The following is a 17,610-nucleotide window of genomic DNA, read 5'->3' on the forward strand; positions in this document are numbered from 1 at the left end:
GTTCGCTTGAAATTATTCTGGAATTTCCGAGGGGACCTGAAATCGTGAGGTCCGTATAATCAGGCGGATTTGGACCGCACGAGGAAGCGCATCATGCAATACTACTTGCCAAAGAGCGGGGCAGTATTTCCTCACTGAGTATTAATTATAATATTGATTGGTTACTGACCGATAAATTTACAACCAAATCGAAAGTGACCAGTGTCATTTCAAAACCTGAGGTTCCGAACGCCGGAGCAAGCTCGCGGCAGGGATCGATGGGGTGCGAGCGGCTTCTTCAAAAGCCTGACATATTCGGGCTATAGGCCATGGCCCATGCCGTGTGTCGTCGGTGTGGCATTGTAATTTGCGTGCCTTCGATTAAACAGGCTTCGAACGATTTATCACCCACCGAGCAGGAAGAGATCATGACTGCAATTACCGACATTATCGCCCGCGGAATTCTCGACAGCCGTGGCAATCCGACCGTTGAAGTCGATGTCTATCTCGAAGACGGCAGTATGGGCCGTGCGGCTGTGCCGTCCGGCGCCTCGACCGGTGCGCATGAGGCCGTCGAAGTTCGCGACGGCGGCAAGCGCTATCTCGGCAAGGGTGTTGAAAAGGCCGTCGAAGCTGCCAATACGGAAATCTTCGACGCGATCGGCGGCATCGATGCCGAGAACCAGATCCAGATCGACAACATCATGATCGAACTGGACGGCACGGCAAACAAGGCCCGCCTCGGCGCCAATGCCATCCTCGGAGTATCGCTCGCCGTCGCCAAGGCTGCCGCCCAGGCTGCCGGCCTTCCGCTCTATCGCTACGTTGGGGGCGCGAGCGCGCATCTGCTGCCGGTTCCGATGATGAACATCATCAACGGCGGCGCGCATGCCGACAATCCGATCGACTTCCAGGAATTCATGATCATGCCGGTCGGCGCCGATTCGATCCGCGAAGCGGTTCGCATGGGCTCGGAAGTCTTCCACGTCCTCAAGAAGGAGCTCTCGGCCCAGGGGCACAACACCAATGTCGGCGACGAGGGCGGATTCGCGCCGGGCCTGAAGAGCGCGCCCGAAGCGCTCGACTTCATCATGAAGTCGATCGAGAAAGCCGGCTACAAGCCAGGCGATGACATCTGCCTCGGTCTCGATTGCGCTTCGACCGAATTCTTCAAGGACGGCAAGTATGTTCTCGAAGGAGAGGGGCGCACGCTTGAATCGGGCGCCATGGCTGAATACCTCGCCGATCTCGCCGGCAAGTACCCGATCATCTCGATCGAGGACGGCATGGCTGAAGACGATTGGGACGGCTGGAAGGCCCTGACGGACCTCGCAGGCAAGAAGGTGCAGCTGGTGGGCGACGATCTTTTCGTCACCAACTCGGAGCGCCTGCGCGACGGCATCCGCATGGGTGTCGCCAACTCGATCCTCGTGAAGGTCAACCAGATCGGATCGCTGACCGAAACGCTCGACGCCGTCAATACCGCGCACAAGGCAGCCTATACCGCCGTCATGTCACACCGCTCGGGCGAGACCGAAAACTCCACGATCGCCGATCTCGCCGTCGCGACCAACTGCGGTCAGATCAAGACGGGCTCGCTGTCGCGCTCCGACCGTCTGGCGAAGTACAACCAGCTGATCCGCATCGAAGAGGGCCTTGGCCCGCAGGCTCGCTATGCCGGCCGCTCGATCATCCGTGGCTGATAGCCTTTAAAAATCAGATCCTTGAACCCGCGCTTCACCGGCGCGGGTTTTTTTGCTCTAAGTTCATAGTCAACGGACGGTTAATCTCTCAGGCGTAAGCTGGTTAAATAGGTAATGCGTTTGAGAGCATGTGCGCGTATGTGGACAAAGCATCATAAGAAGAGAAAGATCGGTCGGTTCGTCATTCCGGCCATGACGGTCGCTTTTCTCTCCTATTTCGGTTATCACTGCATTCACGGCGACTATGGTCTCCGGGCCACCGAAGGCTTCGAGAAGCGCCGAATTGCGCGCGAGCGTGAGCTTGCGGTCTTGAAGGCGAAACGCGAACACTGGAGCAGCAAGTCGCGCTGTTGAGCGATGGCTCGCTCGACAAGGACATGCTGGACGAAAAAGCCCGCTATCAATTGAACATGTCGCGGGCCGACGAAATCGTCATATTCAATTCTTATGCCAATTAACCAGAAACAAGTTAATTGGCAATTGTGTAGCTTTATCAATTATTTAAAGCAGAATACGTGCCATGCATTTATGGCATTGCTGTGGCCAAATTTCTTCCCTATGGTACGCGCCACCTAACAAACGACAAACCCATAGGGAGGGTTGAATGGCGCCGCGAAAGACCGCGACCGTTTCCAGCCGCAAAACCAGCGCAAAACCTCAGAGCAAGCAATCGAATGGCGGGGCTATCGCCGATTTCGACCGCGATACCGAACTTAAGGCCTATCGCGAAATGCTGCTCATCCGCCGTTTCGAGGAAAAGGCGGGCCAGCTGTACGGCATGGGCTTCATCGGCGGTTTCTGTCACCTTTATATCGGCCAGGAAGCCGTTGTCGTCGGCATGCAGTTTGCGCTCAAGGAAGGCGATCAGGTCATAACCGGCTACCGCGATCACGGCCATATGCTGGCGACCGGCATGAGCGCGCGCGGCGTGATGGCGGAGCTGACGGGACGCAGGGGCGGCTATTCCAAGGGGAAGGGCGGCTCCATGCACATGTTCTCCAAGGAAAAACATTTCTACGGCGGCCACGGCATCGTCGGCGCCCAGGTTTCGCTCGGCACCGGCCTCGCGTTCGCCAACAAGTATCGCGGCAATGACAATGTCAGCCTCGCCTATTTCGGCGACGGCGCGGCCAACCAGGGCCAGGTCTACGAAAGCTTCAACATGGCGCAGCTCTGGAAGCTGCCCGTCATCTACGTGATCGAGAATAACCGCTACGCCATGGGCACCTCGACCGCTCGCGCGACGGCGCAGGCCGATTTCTCCAAGCGCGGCGCGTCCTTCGGCATTCCGGGCGATGCAGGTGGACGGCATGGACGTGCGCGCCGTCAAGGCTGCTGCCGATGAAGCGATCGAGTATTGCCCGTTCCGGCAAGGGTCCGATGATCCTCGAAATGCTGACCTATCGCTATCGCGGCCATTCGATGTCCGACCCGGCGAAGTATCGTTCGAAGGACGAAGTGCAGAAGATGCGCTCCGAATCCGATCCGATCGAGCAGGTGCGCCTGCGCCTCATCGAGAAGGGCTGGGCGTCGGAAGATGACCTGAAGTCCATCGACAAGGACGTGCGCGATATCGTCGCCGACAGCGCCGATTTCGCCCAGGCCGATCCAGAGCCGGATGTATCCGAGCTCTACACCGACATTCTGCTCTAATCGGGGAGGGAACCCATGCCTATCGATATCCTCATGCCCGCCCTCTCTCCGACGATGGAAGAGGGCACGCTGGCCAAGTGGCTCAAGAAAGAAGGCGACAAGGTCACGTCCGGCGACGTGATTGCCGAGATCGAGACCGACAAGGCGACGATGGAAGTCGAAGCCGTCGACGAAGGCGTGATCGGCAAGCTGCTGGTCCCGGCCGGCACCGAAAACGTCAAGGTGAACGCCAAGATCGCCGTGCTGCTGGCGAGGACGGCGAATCGGCTTCGGACATCTCCGCCGCAGCGCCGGCGCCGCAGCAGCCGGCTCCGCCGCTGACGAGGCTCCGTCAGGCCGACCGGAAAACCATCCCGGCCGCCGCACGGCGTCCGTTCCCGGCCGAGCCTAAGGCTTGTCGTTCCGAACGATCCGGAAATCCCGGACGGGCACCGAGATGGTGTCGATGACCGTTCGCGAAGCGCTTCGCGACGCCATGGCCGAGGAGATGCGCGCGCGACGACGAGCGTCTTCGTCGATGGGCGAGGAAGTTGCCGAGTACCAGGGCGCCTACAAGGTAACTCGAGGGCCTCTTGCAGGAGTTCGGCTCGCAAGCCGCGTGGTCGACACCCCGATCACCGAGCACGGCTTTGCCGGCATCGGCGTCGGCGCGGCTATGGCCGGCCTACGGCCGATCGTCGAGTTCATGACCTTCAACTTCGCCATGCAGGCGATTGACCAGATCATCAACTCGGCCGCCAAGACGCTCTACATGTCCGGCGGCCAGATCGGGCGCACCGATGGTGTTCCGCGGCCCGAACGGCGCGGCTGCCCGCGTTGGCGCCCAGCACAGCCAGGACTACGCGGCCTGGTACTCGCAGCATCCCGGGCCTCAAGGTCGTCATGCCGTACACGGCGTCGGACGCCAAGGGCCTGCTAAAGGCCGCCATCCGCGATCCGAACCCGGTCGTCTTCCTCGAGAACGAAATCCTCTACGGCCAGCACTTCGACGTGCCGAAGCTCGATGACTTCGTTCGTGCCGATCGGCAAGGCCCGTATCCACCGTCCGGGCAAGGACGTCGACCGTCGTTTCGTGGGTGCATCGGCATGACCTACGCCACTGAAGGCCGCCGCGGAACTGGCGAAGGAACTTGGCATCGAGGCCGAGGTCGATCGACCTGCGCACGATCCGTCCGATGGACCCGCCGACCGTCATCGAATGGGTCAAGAAGACGGGCCGCTTGCGTCACCGTCGAGGAAGGCTATCCGCAGTCGGGCGTCGGCACGGAGATCGCCACCCGCGTCATGGAGCACGGCCTTCGACTATCTCGACGCGCCCGATCCTGACGATTGCCGGCAAGGACGTGCCAATGCCCTATGCGGCCAACCTCGAGAAGCTGGCTCTGCCGAATGTCGGCGAAGTCGTCGATGCGGTGAAGGCCGTCTGCTACAAATAACAAGGGGAGGGTATTTCGATGCCTATCGAACGTCGCGATGCCAGCCCTTTCTCCGACGATGGAAGAAGGCAATCTGGCCAAATGGCTCGTCAAGGAAGGCGACACCGTCAAGTCCGGCGATGTGATCGCCGAGATCGAGACAGACAAGGCGACAATGGAAGTCGAAGCCGTCGATGAGGGCACGATTGCCAAGATCGTCGTTCCGGCCGGTACGGAAGGTGTCAAGGTCAATGCGCTGATCGCGGTTCTTGCCGGCGAAGGCGAGGACGTTGCTGTCGCTGCAAGCGGCGCGGGTTCGGCTGCTGCCTCGTCCTTGGAAGCGAAAGCCCAAAGCGCTTCCGCCCCTCGCGATGAGGCAGGCAAAGGCACCGCACCAGCCGCTGCCCTGCTTGCCGCAAATGCCAATGTGAGCCCTCACCCTGAGGTGCCGCTCCAGGCCGCCCCGAAGGGCGAGGGCGGCACACGCACCTTCTCCTCGCCACTCGCGCGGCGTCTGGCCAAGGAAGCCGGTATAGATCTTTCCGCAATTGCCGGTTCCGGCCCGCGCGGCCGCGTGGTTAAGAGCGATGTCGAGGCCGCCGTCGCCGGTGGTGGCGCTAAAGCGGCGCCCCCTGCGGCGGCGCAGCAGGCTGCTGCGGCCCCGGCTCCGGCTGCAGCCAAGGGGGCAACGGAAGAGGCTGTCCTCAAGCTCTTTGAGCCAGGCTCCTACGAGCTGGTGCCGCATGACGGCATGCGCAAGACGATTGCCCGCCGTCTGGTGGAATCCAAGCAGACCATCCCGCACTTCTACGTCACCGTCGATTGCGAACTGGATGCGCTGCTGGCGCTCCGTGCCCAGCTCAACAATTCCGCCCCGCGCAAGGATGGTGCCCCGGCCTACAAGCTTTCTGTCAACGACATGGTCATCAAGGCGATGGCGCTTGCGCTGCGAGACGTTCCGGACGCGAATGTGTCCTGGACCGAAAACAACATGGTCAAGCACAAGCATGCCGATGTCGGCGTCGCCGTCTCCATTCCAGGCGGGCTGATCACCCCGATCGTTCGCAAGGCTGAAGAAAAGACGCTGTCCGCCATCTCCAACGAGATGCGTGATCTCGGCAAGCGCGCCAAGGACCGCAAGCTGAAACCTGAGGAATACCAGGGCGGCACGACCTCGGTCTCGAACATGGGCATGATGGGCGTGAAGGACTTCGCAGCCGTCGTCAACCCGCCACATGCGACGATCCTTGCGGTCGGCGCCGGCGAGCAGCGCGTCGTTGCTCAAGAAGGGCGAAGTGGCGATCGCGACCGTGATCGGCGTCGCGCTTTCGACCGACCACCGTTGCGTCGACGGTGCGCTCGGCGCCGAGTTGCTGCAGGCCTTCAAGGCCTATATCGAAAACCCGATGAGCATGCTTGTCTGATCATTGAGCGGAGACGGAAATGACGAAGACCGTTCTTTGCTATGGCTGACTCGCCGACCTGGGGCTACGATCCTGTTTCGCTGAGGCGGCATGCCTATGAGGACCGCTGGTCGAGCGTGCTGCAGGCAGCGCTTGGCGGTGCGGCGCATGTCATTCCGGAAGGAATGAATGGCCGGACGACCGCTTTCGACGACCATCTCGCCGATTGCGACCGCAACGGTGCGCGCGTCCTGCCGACGATCCTGCAGACGCATGCGCCGCTTGATCTCGTCATCATCATGCTCGGAACCAACGACATGAAGTCGGTCGTGGCGGGATCGGCTTTTGCCGCCTGCCAGGGCATCGGCCGCCTGGTGCGCCTGGTCCGCACTCATGCCTGGCCCTTCGAGTACGATGGGCCGGACATCCTAATCATAGCACCGCCGGCGATCTGCGCGACAGGGAATGTGCCGTTTGCCGCTTCGTTCCCGGGCGGTATCGAGGAATTCGACAAAACTTGCAACGCTTTATCGTGACCTTGCCGACGAACTCGGTTGCGGATTCTTCGACGGCAACTCGGTCGCGAAGACGACACCGGTCGACGGCATCCATCTCGATGCGGAAAATACCCGTGCTCTCGGGCGCGGGCTGGACATTCAACGGTACGGATGATGCTGGGGCTCTGACCATGGCCGCTTTCGCCGCGCTGCGGCCGGCAGAACGGCGGGACGCGGCGGAGCTGGCCATCCTCGTGGACATCGGCTCGCACGGCTTTGCTTCCTGGCTTTGGTTGGCGGAGGTGGCGGGCAGCAGCGCCGACACGCCGCTGGAGCGGGGCCGGATGAAGATGAGCCGCGATGGCGGGTGGGGGAATTGGCAGAGTGCGGTGATTGCCGAGGCTGCACGGCGAGATCGCCGGAACGGCGGTGGGCTATGCGCTTGGCGAAGAGATCGAGAGCGATCGCGGCGGGATCGTCCGGCGCTGGAGCCGGTAATAGCGCTACAGAAGCAGGCGGCCGGAAACTGGTTCATCGGCACTCTGGCCGTCTACCGCCATCTGCGCGGCATTGGCATCGGAAAGCGATTGCTGGGCGATCAGATCGAGAAGGCGGGAGAGCGGGCCGTCAGCCTGATCACCGCAAGTGATAATGAGGCAGCGCTCGCGCTGTACGAGAAGAATGGATTTTCGCAAGCCGCCCGCGCTGAGGCCGTGGCGCTTTTCTGAAAAACAGCAGGAAACACGAGTGGGTGCTTCTGACCCGCCTCGCCGGATAAAAAAGGCAGGAAAACGTGGCTCGCAGAACTACGACGTCATCATCATCGGCTCCGGTCCGGGCGGCTATGTCGCCGCCGTGCGTGCCGGCCAGCTCGGTCTGAAGACCGCGATCGTCGAACGCGAGCACCTGGGAGGCATCTGCCTGAACTGGGGCTGCATCCCGACCAAGGCGCTGCTGCGCTCGGCCGAGACTACCACGACCATTCCACGCACGCCGAAGGATTACGGCCTCGTTCGGCGCAGGGCAAGGTCGGCTGCCGATGCGAAGCTGCCGTCGTCGCCCGTTCGCGCGGCGTCTCGGGCACGGCTCAACGGCGGCGTCGGCATCGCTGCTGAAGAAGAACAAGGTGGACGTGATCTGGGGCGAAGCCAAGCATCTCCAAGCCGGGCGAGAGTCGTCGTCGTCCACGGCGTCCGAAGCCGGCCGCCATGCAGCCGCAGCATCCGGTGCCGAAGAGGCGTGCTGGAGCCCGGCACAGTACGACGGCGGAGCACATCATCGTCGCGACCGGCGCGCGTCCGCGCGCGCTGCCGGGCATCGAGCCGGACGGCAAGCTGATCTGGACCGATTTCGAGGCGCATGGTGCCGGCCGTCCATGCCGAAGTCGCTCGATCGTGATGGGCTGGGGCGCCATCGGCATCGAGTTCGCGTGCTTCTACCGCACCGATGGGCGTCGGAGGTGACCGTGGTCGAGGTGCTGCCGCACGATCCTGCCGGTCGAGGATGCGGAGAGTCGACCGCCCATCGCCCGCAAGCAGCTGCGAGAAGCAGCGGCATGAAGATCCTGTCACGGGCGCCAAGGTGGCGAAGGTGGAGAAGGGCGCCGGCTAGCACCACCGCCACACGTCGATGACGGCTGAGGGCGGAAGATCGCAGCACGATCACCGCGGAGCGCATGATCGTCGGCCGTCGGCGTGCAGGGCAACATCGAGAATTGCTCGGCCTCGAAACGCTCGGGGTGAAGATCGGAGCGCGGCTGACTGTGGTCACGTTGACGGTCTACGGCCTGACCAGCGTGCCGGGCATCTACGCGATCGGCGACGTCGCCGGCCCGCCGATGCTGGCGCACAAGGCCGAGCACGAGGGCGTGATCTGCGTCGAGACGCATCGCCGGCCTGCACACGCACGCCGATGGACAAGGCGCAAGATCCCGGGCTGCACCTATTGTCAGTCCGCAGATCGCCTCCGTCGGCCTCACCGAAGCCAAGGCGAAGGAGCAGGGCTACGACATCCGCGTCGGCCGCTTCCCCTTCATCGGCAACGGCAAGGCGATCGCGCTCGGCGAGGCCGAGGGCTTCGTGAAGACGTGATCTTCGACAAGAAGACCGGCGAGCTTCTCGGCGCACACATGGTCGGCGCTGAGGTAACCGAGCTGATCCAGGGCTTCGTCGATCGCGCATGAACCTCGAGACCACCGAGGAAGAGCTGATGCACACGGTCTTCCCGCACCCGACGGTCTCAGCGAGATTGATGCAGGAGAGCCGTGCTCGGACGCCTACGGCCGAGTGTTGAACGTCTTATAATTTCCCTTTCCACCCTCTATCCGAGGTAGAAAAAACGAAAGGAAATCATGATGTCTATGGAGACGCAGGCATGGCTTGTCTTCCTGCTGATCGGCCTCGTTGCGGGCTTCCTCGCGAGCTTGGTGGTCGGCGGAGGCGGATTCAGTACCTTGCTCAGCGGCATCATCGGCGCGTTCGTGGGCGGGTTTCTGTTCAATGCCCTGGGTATATCGCTCGGCATTGAGAATGTGTTGGTCGTGCAGATCATTCACGCCACAGTCGGCGCCATTGTCGTGGTGTTGATTGCAAGGGCGATAGCTTAGGGAAAAAAGATCATCATGGAAGGCGTCGGCTGGATAGCGGCAATCATCATCGGCGGTTTTGCGGGCTGGCTCGCCGGCAAGCTGATGGAAGCGCGATATGGCATTGTGCTGAACATCGTGCTCGGCATCGTCGGTTCGGTGGTCGCGACCGCCATCCTGGCGCAATTCCATGTCGAGGTGGCCGCAGGACGGCTCGGCTACTTCGTCACCGGTTTCCTCGGCGCCTGCCTGCTGATATTCATCGCCCGGCTCGGTGCGGCGATAATGCGCATCACGAACTCGAATTGTAAGGCTCGCGCAAAACGCTTATGTGCGAGACGGATGACGAAGCCGCATGGGGCGGGCGGAAAGTCGATACGGCAATGGTAACCATTCTCGACACGGTCAATCCCGACGTCAAGCGCGTGCGGCATCCGGAAAAGGCGAACCGCCCCGATACGGAAGTCATGCGCAAGCCGGACTGGATCCGCGTCAAGGCCCCGACCTCGAAGGGCTATGCCGAAACGCGCGCGATCGTGAAGGAAAACAAGCTCGTCACCGTCTGCGAAGAAGCCGGATGTCGCGAATATCGGCGAGTGCTGGGACAAGAAGCACGCGACCTTCGTGATCATGGGGCGGGGTCTGTACCCGTTGCCTGCGCCTTCTGTAACGTCTCGACTGGCAAGCCGAACGCGCTCGACATGGCAGAGCCTGAGAACGTCGCCAAGGCCGTGAAGGAGATGGGCCTTTCCCACGTCGTCATCACCTCGGTCGACCGCGACGATCTGGAAGACGGCGGTGCTGAGCATTTCGAGAAGGTGATCTGGGCGATCCGCGCCGCCTCGCCGGCAACAACGATCGAAATCCTGACGCCGGACTTCCTGCGCAAGCCGGGCGCCCTGGAGCGCGTTGTCGCCGCCAAGCCGGATGTGTTCAACCACAATCTGGAAACCGTGCCGTCGAACTACCTGACGGTCCGTCCAGGCGCCCGCTATTTTCCACTCCATTCGCCTGCTGCAGCGCGTGAAGGAACTGGACCCGACGATGTTCACCAAGTCCGGCATCATGGTTGGCCTTGGCGAAGAGCGCAACGAAGTGCTCCAATTGATGGACGACGTGCGCACCGCCGACGTCGACTTCCTGACGATCGGCCAGTACCTGCAGCCGACCCGCAAGCACCACAAGATCGAGAAGTTCGTGACGCCGGACGAATTCAAGTCCTACGAAACCGTCGCCTACGCCGAGGGCTTCCTGAATGGTGGCATCGAGCCCGCTCACCCGCTCTTCGCACCACGCCGGCGACGATTTCACCCGATTGAGGGCGGCACGCGAAAAGAAGCTGCTGATGGCGGGGGAATAATCAACGAAGGCTTGTATTTTCTAAAAGCCGCGGCGATCGTCCCCGCGGCTTTTTCTGTGGAGGATGCCATGGCCTGGATGAGCGATGTCAGGGATGCCGCCCACCGGCTAAAGACAGCTGATCGCGTACTCGTCATCGGCTGCTCCGGCGGCGGCAAGACCACGCTTGCGCGGACGATCGCAACGCGCTTCAGCCTGCCCTTCATTTCCATGGATCGCGAGTTCTTCTCGGCTGCCGGGCTGGGTCGCACGCGCACGGCCGGAGCAGCGGGCGTTGATAGCCGAACGGATCAAGCGGGATCGCTGGATCATGGACGGAAGCCCGACCTCGTCGAGCTTTGATCTCCGGCTGCCGCGGACCGATATCGTCCTATGGGTCCGCATGCCGCGTCTGATATGCGTTTGGGGCGCCGTCAGCCGCTGGCTGAAGTGGATTGGGCGTACACGGCCGGAAATGACGCCGGGCTGTCCGGAGAAGGTCGATCTCGAATTCCTGCGCTACATCTGGAATTTCGAAAAAGCAGCATTCCCCCCGGTTCTCGGCGCCATGGCCGCCCACGGCCCCGATGTCCCGGTTCTCCAGCTAAAATCACGCCATCAGATGCGCGAGCTTCTTGATCTTCTCGGTTCTCCCGCTTAACTGCCGATCATGCCGCAATTCGGAAACGCATCACCGCGTCCCGCACTCCGCTGATCAGATGTTCGACCTCGTGGCCGATGTGGAACGCTCTCCGGAATGCCTGCCGCTCTGCGAAGCCTTGAGCATCCGCAGCTGCAAGGAGCGCGACGGCAAGATCTTGCTGATTGCCGACATGACCGTCGGCTACAAGGCGATCCGCGAGACCTTCACGACGCAGGTGCTGCTGAACAAGGCGGAGCGCTTCATCGACGTCGAATATATCGACGGGCCGTTCCGTGCGCTTCGACAATCGCTGGCGCTTTGAGGAGGCCGTCGGTGACGGCTGTACCATCCATTTCTTCATCGACTACGAGTTCAAGAGTCGCATCCTCGGTGCGCTGATGGGCTCGATGTTCGACCGCGCCTTCCGCATGTTTTCCGAGGCCTTCGAAAAGAGGGCGGAAGCGGTCTACCGGATAGTCGCCAGACGGCCGTGTCCTGACAGCCTTACCGATCGAAGAAGTGATAGAAGTACCGATTTGCCGGATAGGCATATGCCCCCCGATCAATAAAGTTACGCCGGGACAGGCAACTTCTCAGGGCCGCGTTGTAAACGAGGCTGTACGGGTTGGGCGACCCTCTTCGCCAGGACATCGCCTCGTACTGGCAATATCCAAGTGCACGGTCGTATTTCGCCAGCAAGACAGGGTCGGGAATCGACGCGGATTCCATGATATGTCTGATAGTTTGACGGGGCCTCGGCAGCCGATACGCAGCCCAGGCTCAAAGCAACTCCCATTGCGGCCAGATATCTCATCGACGTAACCCTTTGCGGAATGAAATCCGGCATAGGAACGGGCGCCAGTGCTCTTTGTTCCAAGCGCAGGATTAGGCCCGGTTTTCCTGGAGTTCGATCAGCATTTCCAGCGCGGTCTGTACGGTTGCAAGACGCACCCTGTCGCGGCCGATATCGCCATAGAGCATCTTGCGGCGGATGAGGGCGCCGGTGCGCGATTTCGCCGCCAGATGAACCAATCCGACCGGCTTTTGCGGCGAGCCCCCGCTCGGCCCGGCAATCCCTGTCACGGCGACCGCGACGTCGGCGCGGGAGCGGAAAAGGGCGCCGTGCGCCATCTGCAGCGCAGTCTCCTCGGAAACGGCGCCGAAGCTTTCGAGTGTGCGTTCCTGAACGCCGAGCATCTCGATCTTGGCGGTATTGGTATATGTGACGAAACCGCGATCGACGACTGCCGAGGAGCCGGAGATCTCGGTGAGCGCGCCGGCAATCAGCCCCCCGGTGCAGGATTTCAGCAGTTGAGATCATTTTCTTTGCCGTCGTGAAATCGCGCACGATGGTCTCCGCGAGCGAGAGAATGTCGGCGGTGAACATACTTACCCCTTTGCTCGGCGATAGACGACGGTCGCGGTTGCGATCGCCGCAATGCCCTCGCGGCGGCCGACAAAGCCGATCGTCTCGTTCGTCGTGGCCTTCACTGAGCAGCGGTCGATCGAGATACCCAGAAATTCGGAGAGATTGGTCCGCATCGCGTGGCGGTGCGGGCCGACTTTCGGCGCTTCGGCAATCAGCGAGACGTCGGCATTCATGATCGTGCCGCCGCGATCGCGCACGATCTTCGCCGCATGTTCGAGGAAGATGCGCGAGGCGGCACCCTTCCATTGTGGGTCCGAAGGCGGGAAGTGATCGCCGATATCGCCTGCGCCACAGGTGGCAAGCAGCGCGTCCGTCAGGGCATGCAGCGCGACGTCCGCATCCGAATGGCCCTTGAGCCGCTGGTCGTGCGGGATGAAGACGCCGCACAGCGTGACCCCGTCGCCGGCTTCCAATTGATGCACATCATAGCCGTTGCCGGTGCGCACGTCGGGCAGCTGCGATGACGAAAGTCGGTCGTCGGCAAGGGCGATATCCCGTTTGACCGTCAGTTTCACGTTGTCGGCAGCACCTTCGACGATCGTCACGGGAATCCCCGCCCATTCGGCGATTGATGCGTCGTCTGTGAAATCCGTGCGGCCGATCTCGCTTGCCTTTTCATGCGCCGAGAGGATGGTGTCATAGACGAAGGATTGCGGCGTCTGGGCCGCGAAAAGATGCTCGCGCGACACCGTTTCCAGAACCGTGCCCGTACCGTCAGCCCGCTTCAGCGTGTCGGCAACAGGCATTGCGGGCAGGACCGCCGGCGCGCCGCCGGCCAGTGCATCGGCAATGCGATCGAGAAGCTGGTGGTCGAAGAAGGGGCGAACGGCGTCATGAATGAGGACATGCGTAATGCCTTTGTTTTTCAGGTGCCTCAGTCCGGCGAGAACAGACTGCTGTCGCGTTTCACCGCCGTGAACGGCTTCGATCGGCGTGGCGGACAGCGCCTGGCGAAATGCCTTTGCGACCAGCGCATCGTCGTCGGGATGGATGACGACGACGACGTGGGCGGCGTGCTCCCATGTCATGAAGTTTTCCAGCGTATGCGTGATAACCGGCTTTCCGCCGATTAATCGGTATTGCTTCGGACCTTCCTCATGCGAGCCCGCCCGCTCGCCGCGGCCGGCAGCAACGATGACAATTCCAGCCGAGATCGGTTGCTTCGAATGCATTTGCGGCATAAATCCCTAAAAATGTGCGGAAAGCGGCGTGACTGCTCTATCGTCTTCGCGGTTCGCTTTCCAGCATCTGCCCAAAAAATATCAATTCTCACCGAAGCCTCTTGGCAAGCCCCCTTAGTATGGCTAAAAATAGTGCAGCAGTATCGTGTGCCTGAAAGATAATCAATTGCATCCAGTAAATCTTGCGGCGCCCTTGCAGATCGGAAATGTCTCCGTGCGCAACCGCGTTGTGCTGGCGCCGATGTCCGGCGTCACCGACATGCCCTTCAGGCAACTCGCCTGGCGCTACGGCGCAGGCCTGGTTGTAACCGAGATGGTAGCGAGCAGGGAGCTCGTGAACAATACCGCCGAATCATGGTCGCGACTGAGGGCTGCCGGCTTCAAGCCGCATATGGTGCAGCTTCGCCGGCCGCGAGGCGCATTGGATGGCGCAGGCGGCCAAGATCGCGGCCGATAGCGGCGCCGACATCATCGACATCAACATGGGTTGTCCGGCCAAGAAGGTGATCGGCGGCTATTCCGGCTCGGCGCTGATGCGCGATCCGGATCATGCGCTGAGCCTTATCGAGGCAACCGTGAAGGCTGTCGATGTTCCGGTGACGCTGAAGATGCGGCTCGGCTGGGACGACAATTCGATTAACGCACCAGAGATCGCCAAGCGTGCCGAAGCTGCAGGGGTAAAGCTGATCACCATTCATGGCCGTACGCGGATGCAGTTTTACGAAGGCAAGGCGAACTGGGACGCGATCCGCGCCGTTCGCAACGCAATTTCGGTTCCGCTGATCGCAAACGGCGATGTCGACACAAATGCAGATGCGCAGGAGATCCTTCGCCGCTCGGGCGCTGATGTGGTGATGATCGGCCGGGGTTGTCAGGGGCGGCCATGGCACGCAGGCGTGCTGGCTGGCGCACCCGCGCCGTTGCGGGAGAAAATACCGGACATTGCCGTCGAGCACTACGAAATGATGCTGGATTTCTATGGCGAGGCACCGGCTATCCGCCATGCCCGCAAGCACCTCGGCTGGTATCTGGAGCGTTTCGCACCGTTGCTGCCGGTTTCGCAGAAGGCGGCAATCATGACATCGCATACACGGGCAGAAGTAGTCTCGCGCCTTCGCGATGCGCTGGCGGCCGGTTTGGAAATTTCAAAGAGCCGGGAGGCGGCATGATGGACAAGGTTCAAGCCGATCATACCGGTGGCGTTGCGATGGCAGTGCTGAACGCGATCCAGAATCCGGTGGTGATGGTCGACGAGGCGGGCTTGATCGCCTTCGCGAACTGGGAGGCGGAATCGTTCTTCGGCGCCAGCGCCTCGCACCTTGCCCGCTACAAGATTTCCACCTTCATTCCGTTCGGAAGCCCGCTACTGGCCCTGATCGATCAGGTGCGGGAGCGCAGGGCGCCCGTCAACGAATACCGCGTCGACCTGAGTTCGCCCCGTCTTGGCCAAGACAAGCTGGTCGATATCTACGTCGCGCCGGTGATCAGCGAGCCCGGCTCCGTCGTCGTGGTGTTCCAGGAGCGTTCGATGGCCGACAAGATCGACCGTCAGCTGACGCACCGGGCGGCCGCCCGGTCGGTGACGGGCCTTGCATCCATGCTCGCCCACGAAATCAAGAATCCGCTCTCCGGCATTCGTGGTGCGGCCCAGCTTCTCGAGCAGTCGGTCGTCGATGAGGACCGCGCGCTGACGAGGCTCATCTGCGACGAGACCGACCGCATCGTGTCGCTGGTCGATCGCATGGAGGTCTTCTCAGACGAGCGCCCTGTCGATCGTCTGCCCGTCAACATCCATTCGGTGCTCGACCATGTGAAGGCGGTGGCAAAGGCAGGCTTTGCCCGGCACATCCGCATCACCGAGAATTACGATCCGTCGCTACCTGCAGTTTACGCCAACCGCGATCAGCTCGTGCAGGTCTTTCTCAACCTCGTGAAGAATGCAGCCGAAGCAGTCGGAGACCGGCAGGACGGCGAGATCATGCTGACGACGGCCTATCGCCCCGGCATCCGCCTTTCTGTCGCCGGAACGCGCGAAAAAATCTCGCTGCCGCTGGAGTTCTGCGTGCAAGACAACGGTCCCGGCGTGCCGTCCGACTTGCTGCCGCATCTCTTCGATCCGTTCATCACCACAAAGACGAACGGCAGCGGCCTCGGCCTTGCACTGGTCGCCAAGATCATCGGCGATCACGGCGGCATCATCGAATGCGACAGCCAGAACAACAAGACGACGTTCCGCGTCCTTATGCCGGCTTCCAAGGATGCTTCGGCCGATGATGCGGCAATTGCAAACCCAACAGGAACTTCTCGATGACAGCAACGATCCTCGTCGCGGATGATGACGCGGCCATCCGTACCGTGCTAAACCAGGCGCTCAGCCGTGCAGGTTATGATGTTCGCATCACCTCCAATGCCGCCACGCTCTGGCGCTGGGTTTCGGCTGGCGAGGGCGATCTGGTCGTGACTGACGTGGTGATGCCGGACGAGAATGCCTTCGATCTGCTGCCGAGAATCAAGAAGGCTCGTCCCGAGCTGCCGGTGCTCGTCATGAGCGCGCAGAACACATTCATGACGGCCATCAAAGCCTCCGAGAAGGGCGCTTACGACTATCTTCCAAAGCCCTTCGACCTGACGGAACTCATCGGCATTATCGGTCGCGCGCTGGCGGAGCCGAAAAAGAAACCAGCCAAGCTCGACGAAGACATGCAGGACGGCATGCCGCTTGTCGGCCGTTCCGCGGCCATGCAGGAAATCTATCGCGTCCTTGCCCGCCTGATGCAGACCGACCTGACGCTGATGATCACGGGTGAATCCGGTACCGGCAAGGAGCTTGTGGCCCGCGCGTTGCACGATTACGGCAAGCGCCGCAACGGACCGTTTGTGGCGATCAACATGGCGGCCATCCCTCGTGACCTCATCGAATCCGAGCTCTTCGGCCACGAAAAGGGCGCCTTTACCGGGGCGCAGACCCGTTCCACCGGCCGCTTCGAACAGGCCGAAGGCGGCACGCTCTTCCTCGATGAAATCGGCGATATGCCGATGGACGCACAAACGCGTCTTTTGCGCGTCCTGCAGCAGGGCGAATATACGACTGTCGGCGGGCGCACGCCGATCCGCACGGACGTCCGCATCGTCGCGGCGACCAACAAGGATCTGAAGCAGGCGATCAACCAGGGGCTCTTCCGCGAGGATCTCTATTACCGTTTGAACGTCGTCCCGCTACGGCTTCCGCCGTTGCGCGACCGCGCCGAGGATATTCCGGACCTGGTTCGGCACTTCATCCAGCAGGCCGAAAAGGAAGGGCTCGGTACCAAGCGGTTTGACCAGGAAGCTATTGAGCTGATGAAGGCCTACGCCTGGCCGGGCAATGTGCGCGAGTTGGAGAACCTTATCCGCCGCTTGGTGGCACTTTATCCACAGGACGTGATCACGCGCGAGATAATCGAAGCCGAGCTTCGTTCCGACGTGCCGGACAGCCCGATCGACAAGGGGCCGATCCGTGCGGGATCGATGACGATTGCCCAGGCAGTGGAAGAAAACATGCGAACTTATTTCGCAAGTTTCGGCGAGAATCTGCCGCCTCCGGGCCTTTACGACCGGGTGCTGACGGAACTGGAATATCCGCTGATCCTCGCCGCATTGACGGCCACGCGCGGCAACCAGATCAAAGCGGCGGATTTGCTCGGACTCAACCGCAATACGCTGCGCAAAAAGATCCGCGAACTCGGCGTCTCCGTTTACAGAAGCTCTCGAACAGCTTGACAAGGCTGCAGGCCGCGTTGCATTTT

General features: G+C 61.5%; 9 protein-coding genes and 12 pseudogenes. 18 read left to right on the plus strand and 3 right to left on the minus strand.

Annotated elements, in window-relative coordinates; genetic code table 11:
* The first annotated feature begins 407 nt into the window (after positions 1-407).
* From eno to ACW4PC_RS05205, 15 genes and pseudogenes are all read left to right on the plus strand, one after another.
* Complete coding sequence (gene eno, locus ACW4PC_RS05135; protein WP_455873052.1) at positions 408-1,682, plus strand: phosphopyruvate hydratase; 1,275 nt, start codon at positions 408-410, stop codon at positions 1,680-1,682.
* A gap of 138 nt (positions 1,683-1,820) precedes the next feature.
* Positions 1,821-2,140, plus strand: a pseudogene (locus ACW4PC_RS05140) (FtsB family cell division protein).
* Positions 2,141-2,286: 146 nt separating this feature from the next.
* Positions 2,287-3,335 (plus strand): annotated as a pseudogene (pdhA, locus tag ACW4PC_RS05145) (pyruvate dehydrogenase (acetyl-transferring) E1 component subunit alpha).
* Between the two features lie 15 nt (positions 3,336-3,350).
* Positions 3,351-4,771 (plus strand): annotated as a pseudogene (locus ACW4PC_RS05150) (pyruvate dehydrogenase complex E1 component subunit beta).
* Positions 4,772-4,808: 37 nt separating this feature from the next.
* Positions 4,809-6,197, plus strand: a complete 1,389-nt coding sequence (locus ACW4PC_RS05155) for a pyruvate dehydrogenase complex dihydrolipoamide acetyltransferase (protein WP_455873053.1) — start codon at positions 4,809-4,811, stop codon at positions 6,195-6,197.
* A pseudogene (locus ACW4PC_RS05160) lies at positions 6,194-6,839 on the plus strand (SGNH/GDSL hydrolase family protein). Before ACW4PC_RS05155 ends, ACW4PC_RS05160 begins: the two are co-directional and overlap by 4 nt.
* 2 nt (positions 6,840-6,841) lie before the next feature.
* Positions 6,842-7,428: pseudogene (locus ACW4PC_RS05165) on the plus strand (GNAT family N-acetyltransferase).
* Positions 7,398-7,988, plus strand: a complete 591-nt coding sequence (locus ACW4PC_RS05170; protein ID WP_455873054.1) for an FAD-dependent oxidoreductase — start codon at positions 7,398-7,400, stop codon at positions 7,986-7,988. The pseudogene ACW4PC_RS05165 and the gene ACW4PC_RS05170 overlap by 31 nt, the downstream one beginning before the upstream one ends.
* Positions 7,877-8,113: an FAD-dependent oxidoreductase gene (locus ACW4PC_RS05175; RefSeq protein ID WP_455873055.1), complete on the plus strand. Its 237-nt coding sequence runs from the start codon at positions 7,877-7,879 to the stop codon at positions 8,111-8,113. The genes ACW4PC_RS05170 and ACW4PC_RS05175 overlap by 112 nt, the downstream gene beginning before the upstream one ends.
* Before the next feature lie 212 nt (positions 8,114-8,325).
* Complete coding sequence (locus tag ACW4PC_RS05180; protein WP_455873056.1) at positions 8,326-8,832, plus strand: FAD-dependent oxidoreductase; 507 nt, start codon at positions 8,326-8,328, stop codon at positions 8,830-8,832.
* Positions 8,833-9,003: 171 nt separating this feature from the next.
* The gene (locus tag ACW4PC_RS05185) at positions 9,004-9,255 is read left to right on the plus strand and encodes a GlsB/YeaQ/YmgE family stress response membrane protein (protein ID WP_455873610.1); all 252 of its coding nucleotides are present in this window, start codon (positions 9,004-9,006) and stop codon (positions 9,253-9,255) included.
* A gap of 15 nt (positions 9,256-9,270) precedes the next feature.
* A pseudogene (locus ACW4PC_RS05190) lies at positions 9,271-9,507 on the plus strand (GlsB/YeaQ/YmgE family stress response membrane protein); the annotation flags it as partial.
* A 110-nt stretch (positions 9,508-9,617) separates the two neighbouring features.
* A pseudogene (lipA, locus tag ACW4PC_RS05195) lies at positions 9,618-10,594 on the plus strand (lipoyl synthase).
* Positions 10,595-10,662: 68 nt separating this feature from the next.
* Positions 10,663-11,233 (plus strand): annotated as a pseudogene (locus ACW4PC_RS05200) (AAA family ATPase).
* 9 nt (positions 11,234-11,242) lie between these two features.
* Positions 11,243-11,688 (plus strand): annotated as a pseudogene (locus tag ACW4PC_RS05205) (type II toxin-antitoxin system RatA family toxin); the annotation flags it as partial.
* A gap of 31 nt (positions 11,689-11,719) precedes the next feature.
* Here the strand turns inward: ACW4PC_RS05205 and ACW4PC_RS05210 are convergent.
* The 3 genes and pseudogenes from ACW4PC_RS05210 to ACW4PC_RS05220 form a co-directional block, all read right to left on the minus strand.
* Positions 11,720-12,029: pseudogene (locus ACW4PC_RS05210) on the minus strand (hypothetical protein).
* A 71-nt stretch (positions 12,030-12,100) separates the two neighbouring features.
* A pseudogene (locus ACW4PC_RS05215) lies at positions 12,101-12,602 on the minus strand (CinA family protein).
* 2 nt (positions 12,603-12,604) lie between these two features.
* Entirely contained in the window at positions 12,605-13,825 is a 1,221-nt protein-coding gene (locus tag ACW4PC_RS05220; protein WP_455873057.1) for a bifunctional 2-C-methyl-D-erythritol 4-phosphate cytidylyltransferase/2-C-methyl-D-erythritol 2,4-cyclodiphosphate synthase, read from the minus strand.
* 145 nt (positions 13,826-13,970) lie between these two features.
* Between ACW4PC_RS05220 and dusB the strand changes: the two are divergent.
* The 3 genes and pseudogenes from dusB to ntrC all read left to right on the plus strand — a co-directional run bounded on the left by dusB (position 13,971) and on the right by ntrC (position 17,584).
* Positions 13,971-14,994 (plus strand): annotated as a pseudogene (gene dusB, locus ACW4PC_RS05225) (tRNA dihydrouridine synthase DusB).
* Complete coding sequence (locus ACW4PC_RS05230; protein WP_092587129.1) at positions 14,991-16,136, plus strand: two-component system sensor histidine kinase NtrB; 1,146 nt, start codon at positions 14,991-14,993, stop codon at positions 16,134-16,136. The pseudogene dusB and the gene ACW4PC_RS05230 overlap by 4 nt, the downstream one beginning before the upstream one ends.
* Positions 16,133-17,584: a nitrogen regulation protein NR(I) gene (gene ntrC / locus ACW4PC_RS05235; RefSeq protein ID WP_455873058.1), complete on the plus strand. Its 1,452-nt coding sequence runs from the start codon at positions 16,133-16,135 to the stop codon at positions 17,582-17,584. The genes ACW4PC_RS05230 and ntrC overlap by 4 nt, the downstream gene beginning before the upstream one ends.
* Positions 17,585-17,610: the final 26 nt, after the last annotated feature.

It is taken from the genome of Rhizobium yanglingense (assembly GCF_977109285.1).

Excerpts from the sequence above, each read along its gene's own strand:
- eno (WP_455873052.1), top strand. The coding sequence starts at position 408 with ATGACTGCAATTACCGACATTATCGCCCGCGGAATTCTCGACAGCCGT.
- ACW4PC_RS05155 (WP_455873053.1), top strand. The coding sequence starts at position 4,809 with ATGCCAGCCCTTTCTCCGACGATGGAAGAAGGCAATCTGGCCAAATGG.
- ACW4PC_RS05180 (WP_455873056.1), top strand. The coding sequence starts at position 8,326 with ATGATCGTCGGCCGTCGGCGTGCAGGGCAACATCGAGAATTGCTCGGC.
- ACW4PC_RS05185 (WP_455873610.1), top strand. The coding sequence starts at position 9,004 with ATGTCTATGGAGACGCAGGCATGGCTTGTCTTCCTGCTGATCGGCCTC.
- ACW4PC_RS05220 (WP_455873057.1), bottom strand. The coding sequence starts at position 13,825 with ATGCCGCAAATGCATTCGAAGCAACCGATCTCGGCTGGAATTGTCATC.
- ACW4PC_RS05230 (WP_092587129.1), top strand. The coding sequence starts at position 14,991 with ATGATGGACAAGGTTCAAGCCGATCATACCGGTGGCGTTGCGATGGCA.
- ntrC (WP_455873058.1), top strand. The coding sequence starts at position 16,133 with ATGACAGCAACGATCCTCGTCGCGGATGATGACGCGGCCATCCGTACC.